Source organism: Nocardia vermiculata NBRC 100427, from assembly GCF_001613265.1.
Classification (GTDB): domain Bacteria; phylum Actinomycetota; class Actinomycetes; order Mycobacteriales; family Mycobacteriaceae; genus Nocardia; species Nocardia vermiculata.
In genome coordinates, this window is record NZ_BDCA01000001.1 from 329,341 (window position 1) to 349,619 (window position 20,279).

General features: G+C 67.0%; 18 protein-coding genes, 1 tRNA gene and 1 pseudogene. 11 read left to right on the forward strand and 9 right to left on the reverse strand.

Annotated features, from left to right (window positions below; all coding sequences use genetic code 11):
* Positions 1–199 precede the first annotated feature (199 nt).
* On the forward strand, positions 200–1,009 hold the full coding sequence (erm(46), locus tag NV2_RS01540; RefSeq protein ID WP_067868036.1) for a 23S rRNA (adenine(2058)-N(6))-methyltransferase Erm(46): 810 nt from the start codon (positions 200–202) through the stop codon (positions 1,007–1,009).
* A gap of 58 nt (positions 1,010–1,067) precedes the next feature.
* On the opposite strand, the gene NV2_RS01545 is transcribed toward erm(46), so the two are convergent.
* On the reverse strand, positions 1,068–1,934 hold the full coding sequence (locus tag NV2_RS01545; protein ID WP_067868039.1) for an SDR family oxidoreductase: 867 nt from the start codon (positions 1,932–1,934) through the stop codon (positions 1,068–1,070).
* A 51-nt stretch (positions 1,935–1,985) separates the two neighbouring features.
* The gene (locus NV2_RS01550) at positions 1,986–3,398 is read right to left on the reverse strand and encodes an MFS transporter (RefSeq protein ID WP_067868042.1); all 1,413 of its coding nucleotides are present in this window, start codon (positions 3,396–3,398) and stop codon (positions 1,986–1,988) included.
* Between the two features lie 129 nt (positions 3,399–3,527).
* On the opposite strand from NV2_RS01550, the gene NV2_RS01555 reads away from it, so the two are divergent.
* Positions 3,528–6,206, forward strand: coding sequence for an AAA family ATPase (locus NV2_RS01555; RefSeq protein WP_067868045.1), 2,679 nt, complete (start codon positions 3,528–3,530; stop codon positions 6,204–6,206).
* Between the two features lie 106 nt (positions 6,207–6,312).
* Here the strand turns inward: NV2_RS01555 and NV2_RS32090 are convergent.
* Together NV2_RS32090 and NV2_RS01560 are read right to left on the reverse strand one after the other, a co-directional pair.
* Positions 6,313–6,399 (reverse strand): annotated as a pseudogene (locus NV2_RS32090) (alpha/beta hydrolase); the annotation flags it as partial.
* Positions 6,400–6,443: 44 nt separating this feature from the next.
* Complete coding sequence (locus NV2_RS01560) at positions 6,444–7,313, reverse strand: enoyl-CoA hydratase/isomerase family protein (protein WP_067868049.1); 870 nt, start codon at positions 7,311–7,313, stop codon at positions 6,444–6,446.
* 182 nt (positions 7,314–7,495) lie between these two features.
* Between NV2_RS01560 and NV2_RS01565 the strand changes: the two genes are divergently transcribed.
* The 3 genes from NV2_RS01565 (at position 7,496) to NV2_RS01575 (ending at position 9,673) form a co-directional block, all read left to right on the forward strand.
* Positions 7,496–8,443 carry an AraC family transcriptional regulator gene (locus NV2_RS01565; RefSeq protein ID WP_067868052.1) on the forward strand — a complete coding sequence of 316 codons (948 nt, stop codon included), beginning with the start codon at positions 7,496–7,498 and terminating at the stop codon, positions 8,441–8,443.
* A gap of 115 nt (positions 8,444–8,558) precedes the next feature.
* On the forward strand, positions 8,559–9,065 hold the full coding sequence (locus tag NV2_RS01570) for a DUF6653 family protein (RefSeq protein ID WP_067868055.1): 507 nt from the start codon (positions 8,559–8,561) through the stop codon (positions 9,063–9,065).
* A complete protein-coding gene (locus NV2_RS01575) occupies positions 9,056–9,673 on the forward strand; it encodes a TetR/AcrR family transcriptional regulator (protein WP_067868058.1) in 618 nt (205 codons plus the stop codon). The genes NV2_RS01570 and NV2_RS01575 overlap by 10 nt, the downstream gene beginning before the upstream one ends.
* An 86-nt stretch (positions 9,674–9,759) precedes the next feature.
* Here NV2_RS01575 and NV2_RS01580 read toward each other — a convergent pair whose 3' ends face one another.
* Positions 9,760–10,758: an MBL fold metallo-hydrolase gene (locus NV2_RS01580; RefSeq protein WP_067869123.1), complete on the reverse strand. Its 999-nt coding sequence runs from the start codon at positions 10,756–10,758 to the stop codon at positions 9,760–9,762.
* Between NV2_RS01580 and NV2_RS32910 the strand changes: the two genes are divergently transcribed.
* A complete protein-coding gene (locus NV2_RS32910; protein WP_084473806.1) occupies positions 10,727–10,972 on the forward strand; it encodes a tyrosine-type recombinase/integrase in 246 nt (81 codons plus the stop codon). The genes NV2_RS01580 and NV2_RS32910 overlap by 32 nt on opposite strands.
* A gap of 75 nt (positions 10,973–11,047) precedes the next feature.
* Here the strand turns inward: NV2_RS32910 and NV2_RS01585 are convergent.
* The 4 genes from NV2_RS01585 to NV2_RS01600 all read right to left on the reverse strand — a co-directional run bounded on the left by NV2_RS01585 (position 11,048) and on the right by NV2_RS01600 (position 12,891).
* Positions 11,048–11,119: transfer RNA gene (locus NV2_RS01585), tRNA-Val, on the reverse strand.
* A gap of 69 nt (positions 11,120–11,188) precedes the next feature.
* Positions 11,189–11,653, reverse strand: a complete 465-nt coding sequence (locus tag NV2_RS01590; RefSeq protein ID WP_067868061.1) for a peroxiredoxin — start codon at positions 11,651–11,653, stop codon at positions 11,189–11,191.
* Positions 11,654–11,733: 80 nt separating this feature from the next.
* Positions 11,734–12,156: a DUF3052 domain-containing protein gene (locus NV2_RS01595; protein WP_084473807.1), complete on the reverse strand. Its 423-nt coding sequence runs from the start codon at positions 12,154–12,156 to the stop codon at positions 11,734–11,736.
* A gap of 177 nt (positions 12,157–12,333) precedes the next feature.
* Positions 12,334–12,891 carry an Rv2240c family protein gene (locus tag NV2_RS01600; RefSeq protein WP_067868066.1) on the reverse strand — a complete coding sequence of 186 codons (558 nt, stop codon included), beginning with the start codon at positions 12,889–12,891 and terminating at the stop codon, positions 12,334–12,336.
* 262 nt (positions 12,892–13,153) lie between these two features.
* Here NV2_RS01600 and aceE point away from each other — a divergent pair, with 262 nt between their 5' ends.
* From aceE to NV2_RS01625, 5 genes are all read left to right on the forward strand, one after another.
* Positions 13,154–16,060, forward strand: a complete 2,907-nt coding sequence (gene aceE, locus NV2_RS01605; protein WP_067868069.1) for a pyruvate dehydrogenase (acetyl-transferring), homodimeric type — start codon at positions 13,154–13,156, stop codon at positions 16,058–16,060.
* A gap of 79 nt (positions 16,061–16,139) precedes the next feature.
* Complete coding sequence (locus NV2_RS01610; protein ID WP_067868072.1) at positions 16,140–17,468, forward strand: PucR family transcriptional regulator; 1,329 nt, start codon at positions 16,140–16,142, stop codon at positions 17,466–17,468.
* Between the two features lie 128 nt (positions 17,469–17,596).
* Positions 17,597–18,511: an ACP S-malonyltransferase gene (locus NV2_RS01615; RefSeq protein WP_067868075.1), complete on the forward strand. Its 915-nt coding sequence runs from the start codon at positions 17,597–17,599 to the stop codon at positions 18,509–18,511.
* Positions 18,512–18,638: 127 nt separating this feature from the next.
* Positions 18,639–18,944 carry a meromycolate extension acyl carrier protein AcpM gene (gene acpM, locus NV2_RS01620; protein ID WP_067868077.1) on the forward strand — a complete coding sequence of 102 codons (306 nt, stop codon included), beginning with the start codon at positions 18,639–18,641 and terminating at the stop codon, positions 18,942–18,944.
* Positions 18,945–18,955: 11 nt separating this feature from the next.
* The gene (locus NV2_RS01625; RefSeq protein ID WP_067868080.1) at positions 18,956–20,206 is read left to right on the forward strand and encodes a KasA/KasB family beta-ketoacyl-ACP synthase; all 1,251 of its coding nucleotides are present in this window, start codon (positions 18,956–18,958) and stop codon (positions 20,204–20,206) included.
* The last annotated feature ends 73 nt before the right edge of the window (positions 20,207–20,279 follow it).

Genomic DNA, 20,279 nt, shown 5'->3' on the forward strand with positions numbered 1-20,279 from the left:
AAACCCGGTGCGCCGGATTGCCTCGGTGTTGTAGCGTCCCCGCCGTGTGTAACGCAGGCATCGCAGTGATCAGGTTCCGCCGCAGCTAGCGGCGGAGAGCTGACGTCTACCAGGCTCCGCCGCTTTCAGCACTCCAGTTGCTGGGCGGCGTCCTCGTGCTGCCCGGGCCATCCACTATCGCCCGGAGTTGTTTCCTACCATGCCTACCTACCGTGCCGGCCGTCACGAACTCGGCCAGAACTTCCTCACCGACCGCAGGACCGTCGACACCATCGTCGATCTGGTGGCGCGCACCGACGGACCCATCATCGAAATCGGCTCCGGCGGCGGCGCGTTGACATTGCCGCTGCAGGATCTGCGCCGGCCGCTCACCGCGGTCGAGATCGACGCCCGGCAAGCGCACGTACTGAGCAGTCGCGTGCATGCCGGCACGGACATCGTGCACGGCGACTTCCTGCGCTACCGGCTGCCCCGATCCCCGCACACGGTCGTGGGGAACCTGCCGTTCCACCAGACCACCGCCATCTTGCGGCGCCTCCTGCACGCCGAACACTGGACAACGGCGGTGCTGCTGGTGCAGTGGGAGGTCGCCCGGCGCCGCGCCGCTGTCGGCGGAGCGACGATGATGACCGCGCAATGGTGGCCGTGGTATGCGTTCGAGGTGTCCGGCCGCGTTCCCGCCTCGGCCTTCACCCCACGCCCCGGAGTCGACGCCGGCCTGCTGACGATCACCCGCCGCTCCGCCCCGCTCGTCGACCCGGTACTGCGCCCTCGCTACCAGGCCTTCGTCCATGCGGTCTTCACCAGCAGAGGCCATGGACTACCCCAGATCCTGCCCAGGGTGGCCGGGGCGGGCGCGAAAGCCGCCGTGCGGAAATGGCTCGCCGCACAGCGCTTCCGTGGCACGCCACTGCCACGCGATCTCTCCCCCGAACAATGGTGCGCGATCTTCGCCGTCGTCGATCGACACCCGGCGACTACTCACCAGCGAGCCGCCTCCCGCCGCTGACCCGGTGCACTCGGCGGTATCACCGGTAGGCGCGGGGACTCTGCATGCACGATCGGCCTCACCGTGGGGCGGGCGGAAGGAAGGCCTGGGCGTAGTCGTGGGCGAAGTCGGTGAGGTCGCGGGCCGGGTGCCCGGTGAGGTCGGCGACGCTGGTGTGGACTTCGGCGGCTTCGCCGCGGGCATAGTGGGCGTAGTCCTCGACCAGCCCGTCGAGTTGCCAGGTCGGAAGTACCCCGGTCAGCGCGGTGCTGAACTCGGTGGCAGACGCATCGTGGAAGGCGATCTCTCGACCGGTTGCGGTGGACAACGCCGCGGCGATCTGGTGGTGGGTGACGGCGCGGGGCCCGGTGAGCGTGTAGGTGCGGCCGCTGTGCCCGGCGCCGGTGAGCACAACCGCGGCGGCGTCCGCGATGTCCCTGGTATCGATGGCGCTGACGGCGGCGTCGCCGATGGGCGCGGCGAACCAGCCGTGGGCGATGGTTCCGGCGAAGCTCAGCAATGCCTGCAGGTAGAGGTTGGGGCGCAGCACGGTGTGGTCGAGGCCCAGGCCTCGCAGGTGGGTTTCCACCGCCGCATGCCAGCGCAGGAACCGTACCGGCGAGTCGGGGCGTGCCGCGTACTGCGACAGCAGTACGAGCCGGTCCACTCCGGCGTCGCGAGCGAGGTCGGCGAACCGGATCTGCAGTGCGGCAGCGTCTTCGGCGGACGGGCTGTTGAGGAATGCCGCATCCACCCCCTGCAACGCGGCCGCGACCGATTCCGGATCGCGCAGGTCGGCGACGACGTTCTCCACCCCGGCGACACCACGGGCGGGGTCGCGCACCATGGCACGAACGGTGACATTGCGGGCTTGCAGGGCAGGGATCAGGGCGGATCCGACTGTTCCGGTTGCCCCGGTGACGAGCACGGTGGGTGCGATCGACATGGTGTTTCCTTTCTTCGTGCGGCCGGGCTCCTCCCGGCCGCCCGTTCCGGTTCACGATGTGGCGGCGGTGACTTTCCGGGTCCTGACGGCGAAGTCGATCGACAGCAGGAGGGCGAGGAGGGCAAGCGCGGACTGGCCGAGGAACGCGGTGGTGAACGAGATGTCCCCGTGCGTACCCGCGGTGCCGATCGCGATCCCGGCGAGGGCGGCCAGACCGACCGCGCCACCCAACTGCTGCGCGGCATTCACCAACCCACTGAGCAGACCCGATTCATGGTCGGCACTGTCGCGCACCGCGATCGCGGTGGCATTGACGGACCCGAGCCCCAGCCCGGTGCCGATCAGCAGGAACGCGCCCATCATGGTGACCGAGAACACCTCGGTCGTCGAAGCCAGTGCCAGGCAGAGGAAGCCGGTGAGCAACACAGCGAGGCCGACGGGCAGGGCGCGGGCCACTCCGATGCGCTCGGCCACTACCGGCGCGAGCACACTGCCCACGATGATCATTGCGGCCAGCGGCAGCTGAACCAATCCCGCTGTTTGCGGGCTCATTCCGAGAATGTCCTGCTGGTACTGCGGCAGAAAGAAGAACAAGCTGGTCAGGGTGCCGCCGATCAGCACCATCACCAGGTTCGCGGTAACCACCGGCGGCCGGCGGAACACCCCGAGCGGTACCAGCGGCCGGGGCGACCGCCCTTCGACGAAGACGAATGCCGCCAACGCGACCAGGCCCACCGCGAAGCCGAAAACCGTTCCGGGCGAGACCCATCCGGCGTCGGAGGCGGAGACCATGCCCAGTGCGAGGCCGGAGATTCCGAGGGTGACGGTGACGGCACCCAGCGTGTCGAATCGGCCGGGCCGCCCGGAAACCGGAGTGACCGAGCGCCAGACGATGAAGGCGCCGAGCAGCCCGAACGGCACCGGGGTCAGGAATACCGACTGCCACCCCAGCATCCCGGTCAGCGTCCCACCGAGAAATACGCCGATCACACTGCCCGCGCCCGCCACGGCACCCCACACCCCCATCGCGCTGGTGCGTTCTGCGGCAGAGGAATAGAGCGCGAGCACCAGCGAGAGCGCCGCCGGCATCAGCATCGCCGCGCCGACCCCCTGCCCGATCCGGCCGGCGATCAACAGTGCGCCACTGGTGGCCAGGGCACACCAGACCGATGCCGCGAGGTACACCCCCATCCCCGCGAAGAACACTCTGCGCGCGCCCAGTACATCGGCGAGGCGGCCACCGAGCAGCAGCAGACCCGCGAACGTGACCAGATAGCTGTCCACCACCATGGTGAGCTCGGTGGCGGACAGACCCAGGCCGCGGCGGATCGTGGACCCGGCGAGGTTCACCATCGCGGCGTCGAGAACGACAAGGAACATCGCGGTCGCCAGGCCGACCATCGCCACCGCGCGCGGTAGCGGCGAGCGGGAGGCCACGCCGGCGGGTGCGGTTACATCACTCATACCGGAACTTTCCCGCGACCACCCCCTTGCTCGCGTCGGTGACAATCACCTAGTTCCGTGCCGGCGGATCACCGATGACCACGAGACCGGCGGTGGCGTGACACAGCCATCCCTCATAGGGTTCGCAGCATGCCTACGTCCCCGCAGCGCTCGCTCGTCGGCCGGTCCGAGGAGATCGATCGCCTTCTCGCTGTGGCCGGTGCCGCGGAGCAGGGCGCGGGTGGTGCGCTGGTGCTGCGCGGCGAGCCGGGCATCGGCAAGAGTGCACTGCTGGACCACGTCGAGCAGGCGCTACAGGGGAAGTTCCAGGTCATTCGCGCATCAGGGGCGGAGTTCGAGGTCGAACTGCCGTTCGCGGCATTGCACCAGCTGTGCACGCCGGTATCGGGGTATCTCGATTCGCTGGCCGCGCCGCACCGCGACGCACTGCTGGTCGCCTTCGGTTCGATCGATGCGACACCGGACCCGTTCCGCGCCGGCCTGGCCACCCTCGAGCTGCTGGCGACAGTCGCGGCCGAACGCCCACTGCTGTGCATCATCGACGACGCGCACTGGATGGACACCGCCTCGGCGAGTGTGCTGACCTTCGTCGCCCGGCGCATCGCGGCCGAACCGATCGCGATGGTGTTCGCCACCCGCGATCAGCACAGCACTCGTGGGCTGGACGAGCTGCCCACACTCGTGGTCGGTGGCCTGAACAACGAGTCCGCGCGCGAGCTGCTGGCCGCGGACAAGACGCTGGCCCTTGATCTGCGGGTGCGGGATCGGGTGCTCGCCGAGGCCCGTGGGAATCCGCTGGCCCTGCTCGAGTTACCGAAGGCCGGCGGCTTCGCACTGCCGGCGGCCTCGCCGGTGGCGGGCCGAATCGAGCAGAGCTTCCAGACGAGAATGGCGGAGCTGCCCCCGGATTCGCGGATGCTGCTGATTCTCGCGAGCGCCGACCCCACCGGAGATCCGGGTCTGCTGTGGCCGGCCGCGCAGCAACTGGACCTCGAGCTGTCCGCCGCGAGCGCCGCCGCCGAGGCGTCGGGGTTGGTGCAGTTCGGTACCCGGGCGCGGTTCTGCCATCCGCTGGCCCGGTCGGCGGCCTACCGGGCGGCGGAGCCGCGGCTGCGTCAGGCGGCGCATCGGGCGTTGGCAGCTGCCACCGATCCAGCCACCGCCCCGGATCGGCGGGCCTGGCATCTCGCGCAGGCGACCACGGGCACCGATGAATCCCTCGCGGCGGAACTGGAGGCGTCGGCGTCCCGGGCGCAGGCACGCGGAGGAGTAGCTGCCGCCGCCGCATTCCTGGAACGTGCCGCGGAGCTGTCACTCGATCCCGGCCGGCGCGTCACCCGCACGCTCGCGGCATCACGGGCAACCCTGGCGGCGGGACGAGTGGCTGCGGCGGCAGACCTGCTGGCCAGCATCGACGTCGAGACACTCGATGATTCGCAGCGTTCGTGCGTCGACCTCCTCCGCGGGCAGATCGCCTTCGTCGGAGGCGCCGACGGGTATGTCAGGGGCCCGGAACTCATTCTGCGGGCGGCGCAGCGCATCGCCGTCAGCGACCCACAGACCTCCCGCGAGCACTTCGTGACAGCTCTGGACATGGGGCTCGTCGTCGGTCGGGCCGCGGGGGTGATGGACCGGGTACTCGAAGCCGCCCGTTCGGCGCCCCCGGCGGCAGGAGCGCAGGATCTACTCGATGCGCTGATGCTGCTGCACGACAAGGGACATCACGCCGGTGTGCCGGCACTCCGACAGGTTCTCGAGGGCGAGGATGCCGGGTGGGCTCGCTTCCCCGCGCTGGCAACGGTTCTCGCGGGTGAGTTGTGGGATCTGGAGCTGCACACGACGATCGTCGAATGGCTGGTGCGGTCCGGACGCGACACCGGATCGCCGATGACCATCCGGCTCGGGCTCTCCCAGGCGGCCTTGTCCGCGGTGTTCGTCGGGGATTTCGGGCAGGCGATGGCCTCGATCGCCGAGGAGGAGGCGATCGCCGACGCCGCCGGCGATGTGCCGCAGCTGTATCCGAAAGTGCATCTGGCAGCCTTGCGGGGCCGCCGCCGGGAGGTGCTCGATCTGCACAGCGAGGTGATGGATCGAGGGACCGGCCAGCTCACCGCGAACGCCCATTGGGCGATGGCCGTGTTGTACAACGGCCTCGGTGAGTACCCGGCGGCCCTCGACGCCGCCCGGCACGCGGTCGCGGGCGGCGATCTGTTCCTGACCGGCCTCGCCCTGTCCGAATTGGTGGAGGCCGCCGTCCGATGTGATGCGGACGAGATCGCGCGGCACGCATTGGACTCGTTGCTCGAGCGCACCGGACCCGCCGGCACCGGATTCGCCCGCGGAGTAGCGGCGGGAGCGCGGGCGCTGGTCGGCAATACCGAGGACGACCATCTGGAGGCGCTCGCGCAGCTGACACAGACGCCGCTGGCGCCGCACCTCGCGCGGACGCACCTGCGCTACGGCGAGTGGCTGCGCCGCGCGGGTCGTCGTCGCGACGCCCGCGAACACTTGCGCACCGCGCACGAACAGCTGTCGAAGATCGGGATGGAAGCATTCACCCGGCGAGCCGCCGACGAACTGCGCGCCACCGGCGAAGTGGCCCGCAGCCGCTCCGAGCACACCTACACGCAGCTGACCATGCAGGAGATGCATATCGCGCGTGAGGTCGCGGCAGGCGCTACGTCGAAAGAGGTGGCGACCCGTCTGTTCCTCAGCCCGCGCACGGTAGACGCGCACCTGCGCAACATCTTTCGCAAGCTGGGCATCACCTCACGCAGGCAGCTCCGGGATATGCCGGATCTCGGATGATCCGGACCCGGGGCCGTTCACCCGGCCCCCGGAGTCGGCGGCATCGCCGCGGCAGCCCGGAATATCCTGCGGCCGGCCGGAGTACGCGCTCCGGCCGACCGGCGGATCAGGATCGCACGAAGCGCAGTAGTGCGGTGTTGACCTCCGCGGCGTGCGTCCACAGCAGGCCGTGCGGCGCACCGTCGATCTCAATGACGGGAGAATGACTGTCCCCCACGAGGTTCGACGCTCGGCATCTCAATCGGGTGTGGCCGCGGCGGCTGCTCGATCGAGGAGTCCCTCGAGATCGATCTCTCCCGCCGCTGTCTGGCCACCCGCGGCAACCGTGTACCGCATGCGCTCCACCATCTCCGGCGGGGACGGATACACCTTCGCGTGCGCGCTCGCCTCTTCGGTGAGGTTCGGCACCGGACCACTGGCTTCGGCGGCATCGATCGCCTCCATCGCCGCCGTGGCGACGCCGTCGGGCAATGCCGCGACCCGGCGCGCCAGGTCGTCGACGTACTCGTCGAGTTGTTCGGGCGGCAGGGCCCGGTTGATCCACCCGTACTTCTCGGCGATGTCGGTGCCGTACAGGTCGCCGCTCAAGACGACCTCGACGGTTCGGGCCCGCCCGAGCAGCCGGTTCAGGTATTGGGTGCCGCCCCCGCCGGGGAAGATCCCCATCCGGGTTTCCGGCTGCCCCAGCCAGGTCTGCCCTGCGGCCGCGAAACGCATATCGGCGGCCATCGCGAGTTCCACTCCCCCGGCTCGCAGCCGACCGGTGAGTTTCGCGATCTTCACCTGCGGCAGCCGGCGGAATCGTTCGTGAAGCTGCTGCAGCGGGTTGAGCGCCGGATCCCCCTCCGGATCGGACAGTGAGGTCAGTTCCTCGGGGTCGAACATCCACCCGAAATCCGCGTGTGCCGCAAAGAATTCCGGGTTGGCGCCGGCAAGAACCACGACCTTGATCGTGCTGTCCCGCTCGGCCCGTTCGACAAAGTTCCGCAGATCACGGACCAGGGCGGCGTCGATCGCGTTGACCGGCGGATTGTCCATGGTCAGGGTCGCGACGCCGTCGTCGACGTCGACTCGCAATGCGGAATACACGTGCGGAGAGGTGCTCATAGGGACTCCGATAACACCGGGACGACGATGGTCACCGCCGTCGACTTGATCTGAACACGAGCCACCGTATGTGTGGATGTGTGCGCCTTTGTATGCCTGAATGGTTCATATTCTTTGCTGAAGCGCTCATGAACCGCCCCGCTCCCGGTCGACCCGATACGACGGATCGTAGCCTGGCGGTTATGGATCTACTCGGCGACTGGCTGGCCGTGGCCGGTGTCCGCGGCACGGTCGGCGCCCGTATCGAGGCGGGCGGCGACTGGGGCGTGCGATGGGACGGACAGGGCGATGCGGTGATCTATGCCGTCATCACCGGTGCGGCATGGATAGAGCCGGAAGGTCACCCACCTGTCCAACTGGTGGCCGGTGACGCCTATCTGGTCTCCTCCGGAACACCACATGCGCTCGCCTCGAGTACGGGTGCGATGCCGCGTCGCTGCGAAACGCAGGCGGCGAGTGAGACTTCCGCTGCCGAGCTGATGCGGCTCGGCACCGCGCCACCCAGCACCCACGTCCTGGCTGCTCGCTATTCGTACGACGCCACGATCGGCACCCAAATTCTCGCCTTGCTGCCGACCACGGTCCACCTTCGTGCCGACTTCGGCGACAGCTGCCTGAGCGACACGTTGCGCCTGCTCGCCCGGGAACTCGCCACGCCTCGACCGGCCGCCGGCCTGGTCCTGGATCGGCTGGTCGACATCATGCTGGTGCAGTTCCTGCGAGTGTGGATCGACGCAGCCGCACAGCGACCCGGCCGTGGCCTGTCCTCGTTGCTCGACGCCGCTACCGATCCGATCGTGGCGGAGGCCGTGGGCCTGATCCACTCGGAACCGGCTCGGCCGTGGACCGCACACGCCCTGGCCGCCGCTGTCGCCGTATCGCGAGCCACCCTGATCCGCCGTTTCGGCGAGGTCGTGGGAACCACGCCCTCGACCTACCTCGGCCGCTGGCGAATGGACCTGGCAGCACGCCGACTCCAGGACACCGACGACACGGTCGAGACCGTCGCACGCCACGTGGGCTACACCTCGGTCCCCGCATTTACCAGGGCTTTCACCCGCGCGCACCAGGTATCTCCGGCGCGGTATCGGCGATCCACCAGCTCAGCAGGGCTCAGCGCCGGGGAATAGAACGCGGCTTCGACATCGCGAATCCCTGGACACACGCTATTGAAAACACTCGTACCGATATGTTTTCATAGACTTCAGACGGCCGGAGAACCGCCGCGACCCGAGGAGCAGAACCGTGGGCACTACGCAGATCACCGCGAACACTTTCGGACTCACCGACGAGAACTGGCGTAAGCACGCGAACCCGTGGAGCGTGTGGAGTCGCATGGGCGCGTTCGCGATCATGATCGCCGCCGTCTATCTGCGAGAGGCGCTGAGCTGGTGGGCCCTTGCGGTAGTGCTGGCCGGCATCGCGTTCATGTTCGTCAATACCCGCATCTTCCGCCCCATCGACGTGCCGCGCCGCTGGGACGAGAAGGGCATCTACGGCGAACGCCTGTGGACCGAGAAAGCCCCGGCCGCCGAACCGCACCGCCACGCGATCTCGGCGATCATCGCCATTGCCGCAGTAGGCTTTCCGATGACCGCGTGGGGGCTGGTGACCATCCAGATCTGGCCGACCGTCTTCGGCTGGACACTCATGCTCCTGTCCCAGCTGTGGCAGATCGACCGGTTCGTCGCCATCTACGACAGCGCCGTCCACGAAGTTGTTTGCGGTATGGGAGGTTCGAGGTGCCGGTAGCGTTCACCGATCAGGAGCGCACTCATATCGCCGACGCGTTGCGCTCGACGGGCCACCGACTGTTCACCACCGTGGGCCTGAAGAAGACATCGCTGGCCGAACTCGCGGCCGGCGCCGGGATCGTGAAGTCCACCTTCTACGCCTTCTTCGATTCGAAGGAGGCGCTGTACCTCGACCTGCTGCTGGCCCGTGCGCAACGCGTCCGCGAGGCGACCATCGACAACGGCCTGCACCGGGGAGACGACACGGTCGACGCACTGCGCCGCTACCTCCGGGCCGTGGTGCGAGTGCTGGACGAGGACCCGCTGTACCGCAGGCTGATGTCACATCCGGACGAGGTCGCACTACTGCAACGCAAATTGACCCCGGAAGTCGTTGCCGCAGCGGGAAATAACGGCATGACGGAACTGGCCGAGTTCATCGCGGCCCAACAGTCGGCCGGCGAGATCGTCGGCGACGACCCGTGGGTGGTGGTCGGCACACTCCGCAGCGCACTGCTGCTGGTGTTGCACGCGCAGGAGTACGGCGCCGCCTACCCTCGGATTCTGGCTCTGACGATCGACGCGCTGACCGCCGGAGTCACCACTCGCGCCACCGCGAGCCCGTAACGCTGCAGTTCGGACGGTGTCCACTCCGCACTCTCGACCGGCCCTGCGCCGCAAGAGGGTTCGAGGCCGACGTTCGGGCCCGGCACTTACGTCCGCGCGAAACGGGCCGGCTCGGAACTCGGGACCTGAGCGACCAGGTCGCGGGCCACCAGATGCCGCAGGTGGGCCGCGGCCTCCGACAACGCCATATGCTTGCCCATCGGGGACAGGTCCGCCCACGCTTTGTACCACTTCATGCGCTCGGCGACCTGCCACACCGTGATCGGATCATCACCGAAATTGGCATGGAGATGTTCGAGTCGCTCCTCGTGGTGCTCGATCAATTCCGCAGCGCGGCCGGCGACGTCATCGATGGGCAGCCCGTGCGCGCCGAGCCCGCGGGTGACATTCATCGCTTGCACGCGCCGCAGCGAATCGATGAACTCCGCCAGGCCGTCGCGTTCCTCGAGCGGGTAGACGAAATTCCCCACATGAGGTGTGGTCTTCTGCAGGACGTGGTCGCCGGTGAACATCACGTCGGCGTCTTCGAGATAGAAACACACGTGGCCGGGAGTATGGCCCGGGGTGTAGATCGCTCGAAGGCTGCGGCCGGCCAACGCGATGCGTTCGTTGTCGACGAGGACGCGATCGGGTGCCGAGTCGCGACCGACGGGTGCTTCCTCGCTCGCCGCGGCCACCCAGGCATCCTGATCGATCGGGCCGGCACCCGCTCGGGCCATGTTCTCCCTTTGAGCGGCCATCTCGGCCTCGTCCCGGTCGGCCGTCATGTGGGCGAACAGATCATGATCAGCTTCGTGCATCGCGATCCATGCACCGGAGGCGTCCCGGACCCGACCGCACAGACCACTGTGATCCGGGTGGTAGTGGGTGAGTACGACGCCTTCGATATCTGCCACCGAATGGCCGATGGCCGCGAGCCCCGAGGTGAGCCCGCTCCACGCGTTGTCGTCGTACCACCCGGCGTCGACCAGGACGAGACCGCCCGGCGACTCGAGTGCATAGACCAGGGTGTGCCCCAGCGGATTATCCGTGATCGGAACCTGGATCTGATAGATGCCGTCACCGACAGATAACGCGTTCTCCATACAATGCACCATATTACTTAGGCTGCATAAGCATTTGCCGCGACTCCCGGCAGGCGAGACTCAGCAGGCCCGGGCCCCGAGTCGACTCGTCCGCACGCAGGTGCCGCTGCAGCACGCGCAGAAGCTTCTCGGGCACGCTTCGATCCGGAGGACCCAGCGCTACGCGAGCCTTGCGGACAGCCAGTGGGAGAACGTCCGGAGCATCCTCGGATGAAGCCCGTGCCCCACGTTTGCACCCACGGATTCGAGCGTGGGCGCATCGTAGGCCGGATGACCTGCACGAACACTGTGGGCGCAGAGGGGTTCGAACCCCCGACCGCTGGTGTGTAAAACCAGAGCTCTACCACTGAGCTATACGCCCGGACTTCACCAGCCGAGTCGGCGGTGAAGGTCTGCCGCTGCGTTCCGGGGAACGGAACGATGCGGCGGGTTATGAATCTAACGCAGTGAGCGCTTTCTCCCAAGCCGCCTGGTCACGGGGCTCTCCGGGGCCGTTCATTTCGGCGAAACGGATGATTCCGTCCTTGTCGACGACGAACGTGCCGCGGTTGGGGAAGCCGGTCTTCTCGTTGAAGACGCCATAGGTCTGCGCGACCGCACCGTGCGGCCAGAAGTCCGACAGCAGGGGGAAGGTGTAGCCCTGCTCGGCCGCCCAGATCTTGTGGGTGGGCGGAGGTCCGACCGAGATCGCGAGGATTTCGGCGTTGTCGTTCTGGAACTTGGGCAGCTCGTCGCGTACCTTGCACAGCTCACCCTGGCAGATACCGGTGAATGCCAGCGGATAGAACACGATGAGGACGTTCTTGTCGCCCCGGTAAGCCGCGAGACTCACGTCCTGATTGTTCTGGTCCTTCAGCGTGAAATCCGGTGCGGCGGTGCCCACTTCGAGCGGCATGCGCAGTCCTCCTGTCTCGATGGTGGGCTGTCCGGCGTACTCGGCGACTGCCCGCTGCGCAACCTTAGTCACGCGGGGGGTCAGCGTTGCTTCGAGGGCGTCTTGGGCTGCATCAGCTTGGTTCCGGTCCAGTTTCCGAGCTTCACCGGGGTGGTCGACGTCAGCCCCGCGGTGGGAGCCGATTCGGCGATCTCACTGGGATCGACATGCCCGGGTTCACCGGTTTTGGGAGTGAGTACCCACACCACGCCGTCTTCGGCGAGCGGGCCGATGGCGTCCATCAGCTCGTCGACCAGATCACCATCGCCGTCGCGCCACCACAGCAGCACGACATCGATCACCTCGTCGGTGTCCTCGTCGAGTATCTCGGCTGCGGTGACTTCCTCGATGGACGATCTCAAATCGTCTGCGGTGTCTTCGTCCCAGCCCAGTTCCTGAACCACCATGCCGTGAACAATGCCAAGCTTCTGAGCGTAATTCTGCGCGTCCGCCGCGGCGACCACGGTGGTGTCCTCCTCAACTCCCGACAACAGATACGTGCAAGCGAACATGGTTATCGGCCGCAACGCAAGCCGATCGACGCAATTCGCCTAGGAAAATTCGCGGACGAATACCCCGGAACAGACCGCCCGGATACGACGCACAGGGCCCTGACCGGCGCGGCTGTACCGATACGACGGTTATCGCGCCGGGCATGCGATTCGCACGACATTCAGCGCGTCGTTGACCCGCTTACTGGCATCGTTGAGTAGCCCGACGGGAGCGGTATAGGTCATCTTGCGCGATTCGGTGGCCAATTCCCGGGCGGCGTTCACGTACTCGGTGAACTTCTGCGCCAGATCCGCCGGCAGTGCGTCCGCGGCGTCGGTGACGCGCTTCTCGACGGTGTTCGCGGCCTCCTCGAGCGTCTGCGCGGCATCGTCGCGCTTGGCATCCTGATCGGGGGCATTCGAATCGTGCGCACTGACGAAATCGTTGTAGTTGGTGACCGCGGGTCCGGTGGTGGACCGGAACGGGTTGCAGTTGTCGGAAATCGCCTTCTGCAGTGCGGCAGCCTTTTTCGATGAAGTGGCCGCGGCCGACGAGGCGGCCATCTCGGTGCGATAGGCGGCGGCGACGGCCTGATCGACAGTGGGGGTGCCCTGGACGGCGTTGGAGCAACCTGCCAGCACGATGCCGGTGCCGAGTGCCAAGGCCGCACATGTCAGTCCGAACCCACGTGGGTTCAGCAGTTTCATCGTCCTCCCCGCTTCTCGAGCAGTCGAAAAGATTCTCATCCGTGGCGCGTCCCCGTGGTGCCGTCACAGCGCCGTCGCACCCAGTGGGCACCACAGCCTAGCGAACGGTACTGGATCCGGGACTGACATGATGACCTGGGACGCACTATCGGCAAGGATGTGAGGTGCGCCCCAACCGTGAGCGACGGACGACCCGCGCACCAGCGGCGTCGTCCGGGGTTAGAGCCATCAGCTTGTCCACCCCGTACGAGGAGCATTGATTTTGACCGACCTGATGCACCCAATTTCGTCAAGTTCTGCGTCCGAACCCCCCGAGCAGTCCGGCACCAACGGTCCCGCTCGGCCGTCCGGGGCGCGTGTGCGCGTGATCCGCGAGGGGGTGGCGTCCTACCTACCGGACATCGACCCGGAGGAGACCAGCGAATGGCTGGAATCGTTCGACGAGATGCTCGAGCGTGAGGGCTCCGGCCGCGCGCGATACCTGATGCTGCGCCTGCTCGAGCGCGCCGGTGAACGTCATGTCACCATTCCGTCGTTGACCTCCACCGACTACGTCAACACCATCCCCACCGAGAACGAGCCGTGGTTCCCCGGCGACGAAGAGGTGGAGCGCCGCTTCCGCGCCTGGATCCGCTGGAACGCCGCGATCATGGTGCACCGCTCGCAACGTCCCGGGATCGGCGTGGGTGGGCACATCTCGACCTACGCCTCCTCGGCCGCGCTGTACGAGGTGGGGTTCAACCACTTCTTCCGCGGTAAGGACCATCCCGGCGGCGGCGACCAGATCTTCATCCAGGGCCACGCCTCCCCCGGCATCTACGCCCGCGCCTTCCTGGAGGGACGCCTGACCGAGGATCAGCTCGACGGCTTCCGGCAGGAATACAGCCACGGCGGTCCGGGGCACGGGCTGTCCTCGTATCCGCATCCGCGGCTGATGCCCGATTTCTGGGAGTTCCCGACCGTATCGATGGGTCTGGGCCCGATGAATGCCATCTACCAGGCCCGGTTCAACCACTACCTGCACGATCGCGGCATCAAGGACACCTCCGATCAGCACGTGTGGGCCTTCCTCGGTGACGGCGAGATGGACGAGGCCGAATCGCGCGGTCTGTGCCATGTGGCCGCGCTGGAGGGCCTGGACAACCTGACCTTCGTCATCAACTGCAACCTGCAGCGCCTGGACGGCCCGGTCCGCGGTAACGGCAAGATCATCCAGGAGCTGGAGTCCTTCTTCCGTGGCGCCGGCTGGAACGTCATCAAGGTGGTCTGGGGCCGCGAGTGGGACGCGCTGCTGGGCGCCGACCGCGACGGCGCACTGGTCAACCTGATGAATTCCACACCCGACGGTGACTACCAGACCTACAAGGCCAATGACGGCGCGTATGTGCGCGAGCACTTCTTCGGCCGCGATCCCCGCACCAAGGAACTGGTGCAGGGCCTGACCGATCAGCAGATCTGGAATCTCAAGCGCGGCGGCCACGACTACCGCAAGATCTACGCGGCGTATGCCGCGGCCCTGGCGCATCAGGGCAAACCGACGGTGATCCTGGCCAAGACCATCAAGGGGTACGGCCTGGGCAAGCACTTCGAGGCCCGCAACGCCACGCACCAGATGAAGAAGATGACTCTCGATGATCTGAAGGCGTTCCGCGATGTGCAGCGCATTCCGATCACCGATGCGCAACTCGAGGCCGATCCGTATCTGCCGCCGTACTACCACCCCGGCAAGGAGGTGCGCGAGATCGGTTACATGCTGGACCGGCGCCGCGCACTCGGCGGCTTCCTGCCCGAGCGGCGTTCGGCGGCCGCACCGCTGCAACTGCCGGGCGATGCGCCCTACGCGTCGGTGCGCAAGGGCTCCGGTAAGCAGAACGTCGCCACCACCATGGCGTTCGTGCGACTGATGAAGGAGCTGCTGCGCGACAAGAACATCGGCCATCGGATCGTACCCATCATTCCGGACGAGGCCCGCACCTTCGGGATGGACTCGTGGTTCCCGTCGCTGAAGATCTACAACCGCAACGGGCAGCTGTACACCTCGGTGGACGCGGAACTGATGCTGGCCTACAAGGAGAGCCAGATCGGCCAGATTCTGCACGAGGGCATCAACGAGGCCGGCTCGACCGCATCGTTCACCGCGGCGGCCACCTCCTACGCCACCCACGGCGAACCGATGATCCCGCTCTACATCTTCTATTCGATGTTCGGCTTCCAGCGCACCGGTGACGGCCTGTGGGCCGCGGCCGATCAGCTGGGCCGCGGTTTCGTGCTCGGTGCGACCGCCGGGCGGACCACGCTCACCGGTGAGGGACTGCAGCACAACGACGGTCACTCGCTGTTGCTGGCTTCCACGAACCCGGCCGTGGTCGCCTATGATCCGGCCTTCGCCTTCGAGATCGCCCACATCGTGCGTGACGGCCTGCGCCGCATGTACGGCGGCGGCCGGCCACAGCTGGGGCCGGGTGGCAGCGCTGCCTCGGAGGTCCCGGGGACTCATCCCGTCCTGCACAACGACGTGTTCGGCGGGGAGAACATCTTCTACTACATCACCCTGTACAACGAGCCGTATCAGCAGCCGGCCGAGCCCGACGACCTCGATGTCGAGGGTCTACTCAAGGGCATCTACCTGTACCGCCGTGGCGGGCAGGGGCAGGTGCGTACCCAGCTCCTGCTGGCCGGTGTGACGATGCCCGACGGTCTGCGCGCACAGGAACTGCTCGCCGACGACTGGGGTGTGCAGGCCGATGTGTGGTCGGTGACGTCGTGGAGCGAGCTGCGCCGGGAGGCGCTGGCCAAGGAGATCCATGCGCTGCGCCACCCCGATGCCGGGGTGGATCCCGCCTACGTCACCCAGGTGCTCTCGCAGGCGCAGGGGCCGGTCGTGGCGGCTACGGACTGGATGCGGGCGGTTCCGGACCAGATCCGCAAGTGGGTCCCCGGCGACTACACCACGCTGGGTACCGACGGCTTCGGCTTCTCCGATACCCGGCCGGCGGCGCGACGGGTGTTCAACGTCGACGCCCAGTCCATCGCGCTCGCGGCGCTGGAGGCGTTGAGCCGCACCGGCGCGATCGAGCAGTCGGTGGTGACGCAGGCCGCGGCCCGCTATCGCATCGACGACGTCGACGCCGCGCCGAAGTCGACCGGTACCGAAGAACAGCCGGCGTAATCGTTCGGGTGGGGGCGCGACATCGCGTCCCCACCGGGGGGTTGCGGTCGCCCACTATGCGATGACGGACTATTGAACAGTGGAACGTAAACCGCCGCGGCCTCGCCGGGTCTCCGATGGGTCGTCCGAACACGAGGTCTATCTACCGACCGGCGCGCTGTCACCGAATCGGCAAAATCGCGATCCGCTGCCGGACACCCTGCTCAAACGGGTGAAGCAGTTCTCTGGCCGGCTCTCGACCGAGGCCATCTCCTCGATGGAGGACCGGTTGCCGTTCTTCGGCGATCTGGATGCCGCGCAGCGCGCCGGGGTGCAGATGCTGGTGCAGACCGCGGTCGTGAACTTCCTGGAGTGGCTGCAGGATCCCGAGAGCGATATCCGTTTCAGCCTGGACGCGTTCCAGGTGATCCCGCAGGACCTGGCCCGGCGGCTGACTCTGCGCCAGACCGTGGACATGGTCCGGGTGGCGATGGAGTTCTTCGAGCAGTGGCTGCCGGCGCTGGCTCGTAACGATCGCCAGCTGGTGGCATTGACCGAGGCGGTACTGCGGTACGGGCGTGAGCTCGGTTTCGCGGCCGCGTCGGTGTACGCCAGTGCGGCCGAGTCCCGAGGTGCGTGGGACACCCGCCTGGAGGCTCTGGTGGTCGACGCGGTGGTGCGCGGCGACACCGGGCCGGAAATGCTCTCGCGCGCGGCGACACTGAACTGGGACGCCACCGCGGCGGCCACGGTTCTGGTCGGCACGCCACCGAAAGATCAAGTGGCGGTGGTGGGTTCGGTTCACACCATCGCCGCCCAGCACGGTCGTGCCGCACTGGCGGTGGTACAGGGCTCGCGGCTGGTGATGGTCATCAGCGGCAATATCGGCGACACCGGCTATCCGTCTCCCTTCCTGACCGATCTGCTCAGTGACGCCTTCTCCGACGGTCCGGTGGTGATCGGGCCGACCATGCGGACGCTGTCCGCAGCCCATGTCAGTGCGGTCGAGGCGATGGCGGGGATGGAAGCGGTCGTGGGCTGGCGAGCCGCACCACGACCGGTGCACTCGACCGAACTACTGCCCGAGCGTGCCCTGCTCGGCGACCGGGCGGCCGTCGATGCCCTCAACGAATACCTTGTGCTACCGTTGGCCGCCGCTGGGTCGGCCCTGTCGGACACTCTCGACGCCTATCTCGATTGTGGTGGAGCAGTGGAGACATGTGCCCGCCAGCTGTTCGTTCATCCAAATACCGTCCGCTATCGGCTCAAGCGCATCGCCGAAGTCACCGGCCGGGACCCGATGAATCCTCGTGACTCGTACGTGCTCAGAATCGCGGCAACGGTAGGTCGCCTGACACGAATACGTAACGAACCGTCCACCTCTGTCCCAGAGGGCACTCCTGCCACTTTCTACGAAGATCCGCTGTAACGGATCCCCGGAATCGGTCGATGCCGACATCTCACGTCGGCTTTTGTGGAGACCGCACAAAAGCGATCGGTAAACATCATCGGCGTCGACATCTCCACGGAGCCCTCCGACGGTGTTTCGTTGAGGACGTGATCGCGTTGTTCGCCCCTGGACAGGGCTCCCAGACACCCGGCATGCTCGCGCCTTGGCTCGACCTTCCCGGCGCGCGTGACCGTATCGAACTGTGGTCCAAGGCCTCCGGCCTGGATCTGCTGCAGCTCGGCACCACCGCGACCGCGGAGGAGATCACCGATACCGCGGTGACTCAGCCGTTGGTCGTCGCGGCCGCGCTGCTGGCTTTCGCCGAGATTCCCCATGATGCGGTCCCGGCGGATACCATCGTCGCCGGACATTCGGTCGGTGAACTCGCCGCCGCGGCCATCGCGGGCATCATCTCCCACGACGACGCGGTGAAACTGGCCGCGATTCGCGGCGCCGAGATGGCCAAGGCCTGTGCGTTGGAGCCGACCGGTATGTCCGCCGTGCTCGGTGGCGACGAAGCCGCCGTGCTCGCCCGGCTCGCCGAGCTCGACCTGGTTCCGGCCAACCGCAATGCGGTCGGCCAGATCGTGGCGGCAGGCCGGCTCGATGCGTTGGCGGAACTGGCCGCGAATGCGCCGGAGAAAGCGCGGGTTCGCGCACTTCCGGTCGCCGGGGCCTTCCACACGGCGTTCATGGCGCCCGCCCAGGACGCCGTGACCGAGGCCATCTCCCAGATGGTCCCGGGTGAGCCGACTCGGACGCTGCTGTCGAACTTCGACGGCAAGCCGGTCGACTCCGGCAAGGACGCCATCGAGAAGCTCGCTGCACAGGTGACCCGGCCCGTCCGGTGGGATCTGTGCACCGAAACCGTTCGCGCGGCAGGGGTCGGCGCAGTGGCAGAGCTGCCACCGGCCGGAACCCTGGTCGGCATCGCCAAGCGGGAGCTGAAAGGCACCCCGAATCTGGCGCTGAAGACCCCCGAGAACATCCCCGCGTTTGTCGAGCTGACGGCAACCGGATAGCTTTCCTCGCGGTCCGCATAACGCGGCCGTGAGCGGGGTGGCGAAACATTCGCCCGCCTCGTACCGAAGAAATAATCGGACCTCCGAAATAATCGGACCCTACGAAGTACAAGAAGGGAGCCACGAAGTGGCCGCTCTGACCCAGGAACAGATCGTCGAAGAGCTCGGCAAGATCATCGAAGAGGTGACCGGTATCGAGCCCTCCGAGGTGACCATGGAGAAGTCCTTCGTCGACGACCTGGACATCGACTCGCTGTCGATGGTCGAGATCGCCGTCCAGATGGAGGACAAGTACGGAGTCAAGATTCCGGACGAGGATCTCGCCAGCCTGAAGACGGTCGGCGACTCCGTTGCTTACGTGCAGAAGCTCGAGGCCGAGAACTCCGAGATGGCCGCCGAGCTCAAGGCCAAGTTCGACGCGAACGCCGAGTAAGGGCCGATACCGTGACCACTCCTTCCACTTTGAACGGGAACTTCCCGAACGTAGTCGTCACCAGTCTCGCGGCGACCACGTCGATCGCCGGTGACGTCGATGCGACGTGGAAGGGACTCCTCAACGGCGAGAGCGGCATCGACGTTCTCGAGGACTCCTTCATCGAGGAATACGACCTCCCGGTTCGCATCGGCGGCCACCTGAAGGTTTCGCCGGACGCACAGCTCAGCCGAGTCGAGATCCGCCGTATGGCGTATGTCGAGCGGCTGGCCACGGTCCTCGGTCGCGAGGTGTGGCGCAATGCCGGCAGCCCCGAGGTCGATCCCGAGCGCCTCGGCGTGGCGATCGGCACCGGACTCGGTGGCGGCGACGCGCTCATCGACTCGGTGGACAAGCTGAAGAACGGCGGCTATCGCAAGATCTCGCCGCTGGCCGTTCAGATGGTCATGCCGAACGGGCCGTCCGCTGTCGTAGGCCTCGAACTCGGGGCCAAGGCGGGAGTGGTCACCCCGGTGTCGGCGTGTTCGTCGGGCTCGGAGGGCATCGCGAACGCATGGCGGATGATCGTCATGGGCGATGCCGACATGGTCGTCACCGGCGGCGTCGAGGGCTACATCTCCGATGTGCCGATCGCGGCGTTCTCCATGATGCGTGCGATGAGCACGCGCAACGACGACCCGAAGGCCGCCTCGCGGCCCTTCGACAAAGATCGTGACGGCTTCGTCTTCGGCGAGGCCGGTGCACTGATGGTCATCGAGACCGAGGAACACGCCAAGGCGCGCGGGGCCACCATCCACGCTCGCCTGCTGGGTGCGGGCATCACCTCCGATGCCTTCCACCTGGTCGCGCCGGATCCCACGGGTGCCGGAGCGGCGCGCGCCATGGAGCGTGCGATGCAGACCGCCGGGCTGGCCAAGTCCGACATCACTCATATCAACGCGCACGCGACCGCCACCCCGATCGGGGATACAGCGGAAGCGAACGCTATCCACCGGGCCGTGGGCACCCATGCCTCGGTCTACGCACCCAAGTCCGCCCTGGGCCACTCGATCGGCGCCGTCGGCGCTCTCGAGTCGGTACTCACCGTGCTCAGCATCCGGGACGGTATCGTGCCGCCCACGCTGAACCTGGAGAACCAGGATCCGGAGATCGACCTGGATGTCGTGCACGGTGAGGCACGCCGCCAGGAAATCGAGTACGCGATCAACAACTCGTTCGGATTCGGCGGCCACAACGTGGCCCTCGCCTTCGGCCGGTACTGATCCACCTCGGTCGGCCGAGACGGTCGGCAACTTCAGCGAACCCGGTGGGGCTTTCCGCTTCAGCCGAAAGCCC

Excerpts from the sequence above, each read along its gene's own strand:
- NV2_RS01555 (WP_067868045.1), top strand. The coding sequence starts at position 3,528 with ATGCCTACGTCCCCGCAGCGCTCGCTCGTCGGCCGGTCCGAGGAGATC.
- NV2_RS01565 (WP_067868052.1), top strand. The coding sequence starts at position 7,496 with ATGGATCTACTCGGCGACTGGCTGGCCGTGGCCGGTGTCCGCGGCACG.
- NV2_RS01545 (WP_067868039.1), bottom strand. The coding sequence starts at position 1,934 with ATGTCGATCGCACCCACCGTGCTCGTCACCGGGGCAACCGGAACAGTC.
- NV2_RS01560 (WP_067868049.1), bottom strand. The coding sequence starts at position 7,313 with ATGAGCACCTCTCCGCACGTGTATTCCGCATTGCGAGTCGACGTCGAC.
- NV2_RS01600 (WP_067868066.1), bottom strand. The coding sequence starts at position 12,891 with ATGAAACTGCTGAACCCACGTGGGTTCGGACTGACATGTGCGGCCTTG.
- NV2_RS01580 (WP_067869123.1), bottom strand. The coding sequence starts at position 10,758 with ATGGAGAACGCGTTATCTGTCGGTGACGGCATCTATCAGATCCAGGTT.
- NV2_RS32910 (WP_084473806.1), top strand. The coding sequence starts at position 10,727 with ATGCCGTCACCGACAGATAACGCGTTCTCCATACAATGCACCATATTA.
- NV2_RS01550 (WP_067868042.1), bottom strand. The coding sequence starts at position 3,398 with ATGAGTGATGTAACCGCACCCGCCGGCGTGGCCTCCCGCTCGCCGCTA.
- NV2_RS01590 (WP_067868061.1), bottom strand. The coding sequence starts at position 11,653 with ATGCCGCTCGAAGTGGGCACCGCCGCACCGGATTTCACGCTGAAGGAC.